The following is a 7,162-nucleotide window of genomic DNA, read 5'->3' on the forward strand; positions in this document are numbered from 1 at the left end:
GGGTGACGATGGCGCCTGAAGACGCGGAAGGTGAGGGCGCCGTGACCAATCCATGGCTCGCGCTTGAGTCCGGGGCCGACGCGGCCGAGCGCACCGGTGAGCTGCGCCGGGCTCACGAACGCTTCCTGTCGGCCGGCGCGGTCGACGGTCCCGTACGCGCGGTGGTGGCGGACTCGTGGCGGCGCTCGGCGCGGGCGGTGGACCCGGACGCGCTGGCGCCGCTGGAGCTCACCGACGACGAGCTGGAGGAGTACCGCGACGCGCACCCGCTGGCCCGGGTGCTGCCGCTGTTCCGCGACCTGCTGGGCGGCATCGCCGACGACGGGCGGCACCTGCTCGCGGTGTGCGACGCGGCCGGGCGGCTGCTGTGGGTCGAGGGCCATCGCGGGGCGCGGGCGAGAGCAGAGCGGATGAATTTCGTCGCCGGGGCCCGGTGGGACGAGGCCCACGCCGGCACCAACGCCCCCGGCGTCGCGCTCACGGTCGGCCATCCGGTGCAGATCTTCGCGGCCGAGCACTTCGCCGTACCGGTGCAGCCGTGGACCTGCGCCGCCGCGCCGATCCACGACCCGCACACCGGTCGCCTGCTCGGCGCGGTCGACGTCAGCGGCGGCGACAACCTGGCCAGCCCGTACAGCCTGGCCCTCGTGCAGGCGGCGGCCAGTGCCGCGCAAGCTCATCTGGCCGCTCTTCCCGCGCCGGATGTCGCACCCGCGGTGACGCTCACCGCGCTGGGCCGGGACGACGCCGTCCTCGCCGAGGGGGCGCGCCGCATCAGGCTCGGACCCCGGCACAGTGAGATCGTCGTCCTGCTGGCCTGCCATCCGGAGGGGCTGAGCAGCGACCAGCTCAGCGCGGAGCTGTACGGCGACCGCATGCTGAACCCCGTCACGCTGCGCGCGGAGCTGTCCCGGCTGCGCCACCGGCTCGGGCCGCTGCTCGACTCCCGTCCGTACCGGTTGCGGGTGCCCGTGCGGGCCGACTTCCAGGCGCTCGCCGAGCACTTGGCCGCCGCCGACGCGGACGCCGCGCTGCGCGCCTACCGGGGGCCGCTCCTGCCCGGCTCGGAGGCGCCCGGCGTGGTGTGGCAGCGCCGCCTGCTGGACGACGGCGTACGCGAGCTGCTGGTGGCCCGCCGCGACCCCGCGCTGCTCGAACGGTGGACGCGCGCGCCGTGGGGGAGGGACGACCTCGTCGCCTGGCAGGCGCTGCTGGCCGCGCTGCCCGCCGGGTCCCCGGCCCGGGCCCGGGCCGCCCGGCGGGTGCGGGACCTCGACGCGGAGTACGGCCTGCCGTTCGGGTGAGGACTGCTCAGGTGAGGACTGCTCAGGTGAGGACTGCTCAGGTGAGGTCGCGCAGCCAGCGGAGGGCGACCGCCGCCGCGAGGCGGGGCGGCACGGTGCCCGCGCCGAGCCCGACGTCCACGAGCAGGTCGAACACCTCGGTGCGGCGGGCGGCGACGGCGATCGCCGCGTCGATGAAGCCGGGGGAGCGGGCGGCGAGGGCGAGCACGTCGGTGGTGCGCAGGTGCCGCCCGAGGGTCCGGCGCAGACCGCGCCGGTAGGCGCGCAGCGGGTCGCCCGGCGAACCGATCGCGGCCTCGGCGGCGAGCCGCCCCGACAGCAGCGCGTAGTAGATGCCCTCGCCGGTCAGCGGGTTGACGAGGTTCGCCGCGTCGCCCGCCAGCAGCACCCGGCCCGCCCCGGGCGCCGGCCGCCCGCTCGACAGCGGCAGGTGGTGGGCGCGCAGGTCGCGCACCTGTCCGGGCGGGTGCTCCATCAGCGCGGGGAGCAGCCGCGCCAGCCGTCCGTGCAGCACCTCGCGGCCCGGCAGCCCGGTCCGTCTCAGGGCCGGCAGCAGCAGGCCGTAGCCGACGTTGGCCGTGCCGTCGCCCACCGGGAACGACCAGGCGTAGGCCGGCCACGCCTCGCTCTGCATGACGATGACCTGGACGTCGTCGTCCGGCGGCACGTCGGCGTAGCCGCGCACCGCGATGGCGGTGTGCCGGTCCGGGCTCGGCGGGACGCCGATCAGCCGCCGTACGGCCGAGTTGGCGCCGTCGGCGGCGACGACCGCCCGGGCGACCAGGTGGCCGTCGAGCACGACGTGCTCGCCGAGGGCGGTCAGCGTACGGACCCGGTGGCGGCGCACCTCCACGCCGCGCGCCCGCGCCGCCTCGACCAGCCGGGCGTCGAAGACCCGGCGGGGCACCACGTGGTTGGGCCGTGCGACGACGGCCGAGACCCGGGCTCCACCGGGCGACGTCACCGACAGGCGCGGCGTCGGCCGGTGGTCGTCGAGCACATCGGGCAGCCCGAGCAGCGCGAGCTCCTGCCGTGCGTGCGCCGCGATGCCGTCACCGCAGGCCTTGTCACGCGGGAAGGCCGCCCGGTCGAGCAGCAGCACCCGGCAGCCGGGGTCGAGCTGCCTGGCCCGCAGCGCGGCGGCCGAGCCCGCCGGCCCGGCGCCGACCACCACGAGGTCCCAGACGTCGTCCACACTCACAGACCGTACGTGGCGAAGAGGTTGGTGGTGGGCCACGACTTCACGGAGTTCGCGGCGGTGTGCAGTTGGGCGTCGATGTCTCCGTAGTTCAGCCCCGAGGCGTCGTCACGCTGGTCGAACAGCGCCACCCAGCTCAGCCCGTCGTAGCGCCGGACCATGAGCGTGGAGGTGCCGGCCAGCGATCCCGTGTGCCAGGTGTTGCGGCCGCCGGTGACCGGGCGCACCTGCCAGCCGAGGCCGTAGTACCAGCCGTCGGAGTTGACGCCGATCGACGGCTTGGCGAACGCCTTGGAGATCGACGCCGAGGTCAGCACGCCCGCCGCGTCGAAGAGGGTGGCGAACTTGGCCAGGTCGACGGCCGTGGCGAGCCAGCCGCCGTGCGCGGCCATGTTCTCGAGGTTGAACCCGCCGTACGGGAAGGGCATCACGGAGTTCGAGGTGTCGATCACACTCTTGCCGGTGTACTGCGAGAAGTACGGCGCCTCGCCCGCTTTGCGGAGACTCTTCGCCGTTCTGCCGAGCACCATCCGCTTGATCTTGAGCGGCGTCAGGATCTTGCCCTGGACGTAGCTCGCGTACGAGACCCCGCTCGCCTTCTCGATGATCTTCTGCAGGAGGAGGTATCCGTAGTTCGAGTACGCGTACGTCGTCCCGGGGGCATGGTCGAGCTTGCGGCGGGTGGTGTATTCGATGATGTGCGCCTGGGTGACGGGCAGCGGGACGCCGAGCGCGGCCGCGACAGCCCTGTCGCCGAACATCGGGTCGCCCGACACGTCGAGGTCCCAGCCGCCCAGATGCTGCAGCAGGTGGGTCACGGTGACGGAGGCGAGGCGCGGGTCGGCGGTCGTGCTCAGCCCGAGCAGCGGCGCGACCTTGGCCGTGAGGCTGAGCTTGCCGTCCTGCGCCAGCTTCAGCACCGCTGCGGCGGTGACCGGCTTGCTCAGGCTCGCGACGCGGAACAGTGACGTGGGCCCGGCGGCGAACGAGGTGTCCGCCGTCCAGTTGTAGCCCCGGGCGAGCATCAGCTTGCCCTTGCGGACCACGGCAAGGGACGCGTGCGGAATCGTCCGTGCCTGCATGAAGCGCTTCAGCGCGTCGTCGAAGGGCTTCAGCGACGTCGTGCTGCGGCCGGTGACGCTCCACGCGCGGGCCGCCGCGCTCGCCGGAGACGCGGGCAGCCCGGCGGCGAGCCCCGCCGCGGTGCCGCTCGCCAGCAGGCGCAGGGCGTCCCTGCGGGAGACGGAAAACGTTTCCGGAATCATGACGCGTGATCTTAGGGGAGATTTGACCGTCCATAACAGCATTTCTGACTAGGTGGACCGGAGGCTGTGTGCGGAAGGACGCAACGTCTCGGCAACGTGCCCGCGACTAACGTCCGGGGCGTCGGTCCCACACCCTGTCCGGGAGGTCTCTCTCATGACCCGTTACGCCGCGCCGGGACAGCCGGACGCCCTCATGGCGTACGAGCAGCGTTACGACCACTGGATCGGCGGCGAGTACGTCGCGCCGCAGCGGGGGCGGTACTTCGAGAACCCCACCCCGGTCAACGGCCAGACGTTCACGGAGATCGCGCGGGGCACCGCCGAGGACGTCGAGCGCGCCCTGGACGCCGCACACGGCGCCGCACCCGCCTGGGGCCGTACGTCCACGGCCGAGCGGGCGAACATCCTCAACCGGATCGCCGACCGCATGGAGCAGAACCTGGAGCGGCTCGCCGTCGCGGAGACCTGGGAGAACGGCAAGCCGATCAGGGAGACGCTGGCCGCGGACATCCCGCTGGCGATCGACCACTTCCGTTACTTCGCCGGGGCGATCAGGGCCCAGGAGGGCAGCCTGTCGGAGATCGACGCGGACACCGTCGCCTACCACTTCCAGGAGCCGCTCGGCGTCGTCGCCCAGATCATCCCGTGGAACTTCCCGATCCTGATGGCCACCTGGAAGCTCGCGCCGGCGCTGGCCGCCGGCAACGCCGTGGTCCTGAAGCCGGCCGAGCAGACCCCGGCGTCGATCCATTACTGGATGAGCCTGGTGGCCGATCTCCTCCCGCCGGGCGTCCTCAACATCGTCAACGGGTTCGGCGTCGAGGCCGGCAAGCCGCTGGCCTCCAGCGCGCGGGTCGCGAAGGTGGCCTTCACCGGGGAGACCACCACCGGGCGGCTGATCATGCAGTACGCCAGCGAGAACATCAAGCCGGTCACGCTGGAGCTCGGCGGCAAGAGCCCCAACATCTTCTTCGACGACGTGTCCTCCGCCGACGACGAGTTCTTCGACAAGGCGCTGGAGGGCTTCACGATGTTCGCCCTCAACCAGGGAGAGGTGTGCACCTGTCCCTCCCGGGCGCTCGTCCAGCAGGGCCACTACCGGCGGTTCCTGGAGGCCGCGGTCGAACGGACCGAGAAGATCGTCCGCGGCCACCCGCTGGACCTGGCCACGATGGTCGGCGCCCAGGCGTCCAACGACCAGCTGGAGAAGATCCTGTCGTACCTCGACATCGGACGGCAGGAGGGCGCCAAGGTGCTCACCGGCGGGCACCGCGCCGATCTCGGCGGCGAGCTGTCGGGCGGCTACTACGTCGAGCCGACGATCTTCGAGGGCGCCAACCACATGCGGGTGTTCCAGGAGGAGATCTTCGGGCCGGTCGTCTCGGTGACCTCGTTCACCGACTTCGACGACGCCATCAAGATCGCCAACGACACGTTGTACGGCCTGGGGGCGGGCGTGTGGACCCGGGACGTCAACAAGGCGTACCGGGCCGGCCGCGCCATCCAGGCCGGGCGGGTCTGGACGAACTGCTACCACGCCTATCCCGCCCACGCCGCCTTCGGCGGCTACAAGCAGTCGGGCATCGGCAGGGAGACGCACAAGATGATGCTCGACCACTACCAGCAGACCAAGAACCTGCTGGTCAGCTACTCGCCCTCGAAGCTCGGCTTCTTCTGATGCCCGAGGTGTCCCGCGTGGACCTCACCCCCGCGGCCGCCGATCTCATCCGGCGGCTGCGGGCGGACCACGGCCCGCTGATGTTCCACCAGTCCGGCGGCTGCTGCGACGGCAGCGCCCCGATGTGCTACCTGGAGGGCGAGTTCCGCACCGGTTCCTCGGACGTGCTGCTCGCCTCGCTGACCGTGGAGGGCGTGGACGAGCCGGTCACGTTCTGGATGTCGGCGAGCCAGTTCGAGCGCTGGCGGCACACCCATCTCACCGTGGACGTCGTACCGGGCCGTGGCAGCGGCTTCTCCCTGGAGGCGCCCGAGGGTGTCCGTTTCCTGATCCGCTCCCGCCTGCTCACCGACGCCGAACGCGCCGCCCTCGACAGCTGACGATCGATCCGCATCGCCTCACGCTTCGCAGTGCCTCCCTCGCGCTGAGTGGCAACTTGATAAGTTCAATCAGCTCTCGATGACGCGGAGAGCGGACAACGGGGACTATGGTGCGCTGGGTGAATTGATCGCACGTGCGATGGAGGACAACCTCAATCGCTTCATCGTCCCGAATATCGCCGGGCCTGCCCGGCTGGTCCCACTGGCGGCGCTCGTCGACGAGGACTTCGGCCTCGCGGCTCTCCGGCAGGCTGCTCAGCGTGGCCGTCTCAAAGCCGTCCAGGGGTCCGATGGGATCTGGAGGTCCTCACGCAAGTCCGTCGAGGCGTATCGAGTCTCGAAGCACCGGCGACCGGCGGTGCGCGGTTGAGACGCGGCGGAGGCCGCGGCGGGGGTGCCGCGGCCTCCGGGACTTCACAGGGACGTGCCGGTACCTGTGCGCCGGGAGCTCAGATCTTGCCGGTGCCCGCGTTGGCGAGGACGTTCGCCTTGACCCCGCTGGGGTTGTCCACCGTGTACGAGTACGGGATGGAGGCGACGCTGCCGGAGGTCTGCGGCGTGCCCGAGTTCACGAAGTGGTTGTCGCGGGCGACGATCGACCCGCCGGGCGACGAGCCTTCGGAGGTGTGGGTGGGCTCGGCGACGTTCTCGAAGTAGTTGCCCTCGACGAGCACCCCGGCGCCGCAGGTGGAGGCGATGCCGTAGCTGTAGTCGGTGTAGGACGAGTCCTTGTAGTAGTAGTTGTTGAACACGTGGACCGGGTTGCCGAAGCGCACCCGGGGGTTGCGCTGTGCGCAGGTCTGGAACGCGTTGTGGTGGTACGTCACGCGCAGGTGCCCGGTGTCCTCGGAGCTGTTGTTGTCGCTGTGGCCGACGAGCGAGCACTTGACGTGGTCGTGGAGCTTGTTCCAGGAGACGGTGACGTAGTCGGAGCCGTGCGTGACGTCCAGCAGGCCGTCGTAGTAGTCCGTGCCGTGGCTGGTGTCGCTCGACAGGTCGTTGTGGTCGAGCCACACGCGCTTGGCGTTGTCGAGGTGGATCGCGTCGCCGTTGCCGTTGCCGGCCCGGACCTTCGAGATCTTCATGTTGCGCACGATCACGTTGTCGACGTCACGGATGTTCAGGCCGCAGCCGGTCAGCCCGGAGTTGGCGCCGACGCCGACGATGGTGGTGTTGCCGCCCACCCGCACGTCCTCCGAGCAGGTGAAGTTGCCGTTCACCTGGACGATCTTCGCGGCGTCGCCCTTCACGGCGGTGGTGAGCGCGGTCAGGGAGGTGACCGTCGTCGTGGCGCCGCCCGCGCCGCCGCTCGTGCCGCCGCCCTGGGTCGCCCAGCC

6 protein-coding genes and 1 pseudogene are annotated in these 7,162 nt (G+C 71.4%); 4 read left to right on the plus strand and 3 right to left on the minus strand.

All coding sequences use genetic code 11. From position 1 onward, the window contains the following. Positions 1 to 41: 41 nt before the first annotated feature. A complete protein-coding gene (locus tag AB0J39_RS16775) occupies positions 42 to 1,304 on the plus strand; it encodes a GAF domain-containing protein (protein ID WP_363465196.1) in 1,263 nt (420 codons plus the stop codon). Between the two features lie 37 nt (positions 1,305 to 1,341). On the opposite strand, the gene AB0J39_RS16780 is transcribed toward AB0J39_RS16775, so the two are convergent. Together AB0J39_RS16780 and AB0J39_RS16785 are read right to left on the minus strand one after the other, a co-directional pair. Then, the gene (locus AB0J39_RS16780; RefSeq protein ID WP_363465199.1) at positions 1,342 to 2,499 is read right to left on the minus strand and encodes a geranylgeranyl reductase family protein; all 1,158 of its coding nucleotides are present in this window, start codon (positions 2,497 to 2,499) and stop codon (positions 1,342 to 1,344) included. A 2-nt stretch (positions 2,500 to 2,501) separates the two neighbouring features. Beyond that, positions 2,502 to 3,767 (minus strand): serine hydrolase domain-containing protein, encoded by a 1,266-nt coding sequence (locus AB0J39_RS16785; RefSeq protein ID WP_363465202.1) that lies wholly within the window; start codon positions 3,765 to 3,767, stop codon positions 2,502 to 2,504. 154 nt (positions 3,768 to 3,921) lie between these two features. On the opposite strand from AB0J39_RS16785, the gene adh reads away from it, so the two are divergent. The 3 genes from adh (at position 3,922) to AB0J39_RS16800 (ending at position 6,195) form a co-directional block, all read left to right on the plus strand. Then, entirely contained in the window at positions 3,922 to 5,445 is a 1,524-nt protein-coding gene (gene adh / locus AB0J39_RS16790; protein WP_363465205.1) for an aldehyde dehydrogenase, read from the plus strand. Beyond that, positions 5,445 to 5,825, plus strand: coding sequence for a DUF779 domain-containing protein (locus tag AB0J39_RS16795; RefSeq protein WP_363465206.1), 381 nt, complete (start codon positions 5,445 to 5,447; stop codon positions 5,823 to 5,825). The genes adh and AB0J39_RS16795 overlap by 1 nt, the downstream gene beginning before the upstream one ends. Before the next feature lie 139 nt (positions 5,826 to 5,964). Further along, positions 5,965 to 6,195 (plus strand): hypothetical protein, encoded by a 231-nt coding sequence (locus AB0J39_RS16800; protein ID WP_363465207.1) that lies wholly within the window; start codon positions 5,965 to 5,967, stop codon positions 6,193 to 6,195. Positions 6,196 to 6,274: 79 nt separating this feature from the next. Here AB0J39_RS16800 and AB0J39_RS16805 read toward each other — a convergent pair. Further along, positions 6,275 to 7,162: pseudogene (locus AB0J39_RS16805) on the minus strand (pectate lyase); the annotation flags it as partial.

This window comes from Microbispora sp. NPDC049633 (assembly GCF_040675265.1).
Classification (GTDB): domain Bacteria; phylum Actinomycetota; class Actinomycetes; order Streptosporangiales; family Streptosporangiaceae; genus Microbispora; species Microbispora maris.

Bases quoted from the DNA above. Each gene is read 5' to 3' on its own strand.
- AB0J39_RS16785 (WP_363465202.1), bottom strand. From the start codon at position 3,767: ATGATTCCGGAAACGTTTTCCGTCTCCCGCAGGGACGCCCTGCGCCTG.
- adh (WP_363465205.1), top strand. From the start codon at position 3,922: ATGACCCGTTACGCCGCGCCGGGACAGCCGGACGCCCTCATGGCGTAC.
- AB0J39_RS16795 (WP_363465206.1), top strand. From the start codon at position 5,445: ATGCCCGAGGTGTCCCGCGTGGACCTCACCCCCGCGGCCGCCGATCTC.
- AB0J39_RS16800 (WP_363465207.1), top strand. From the start codon at position 5,965: ATGGAGGACAACCTCAATCGCTTCATCGTCCCGAATATCGCCGGGCCT.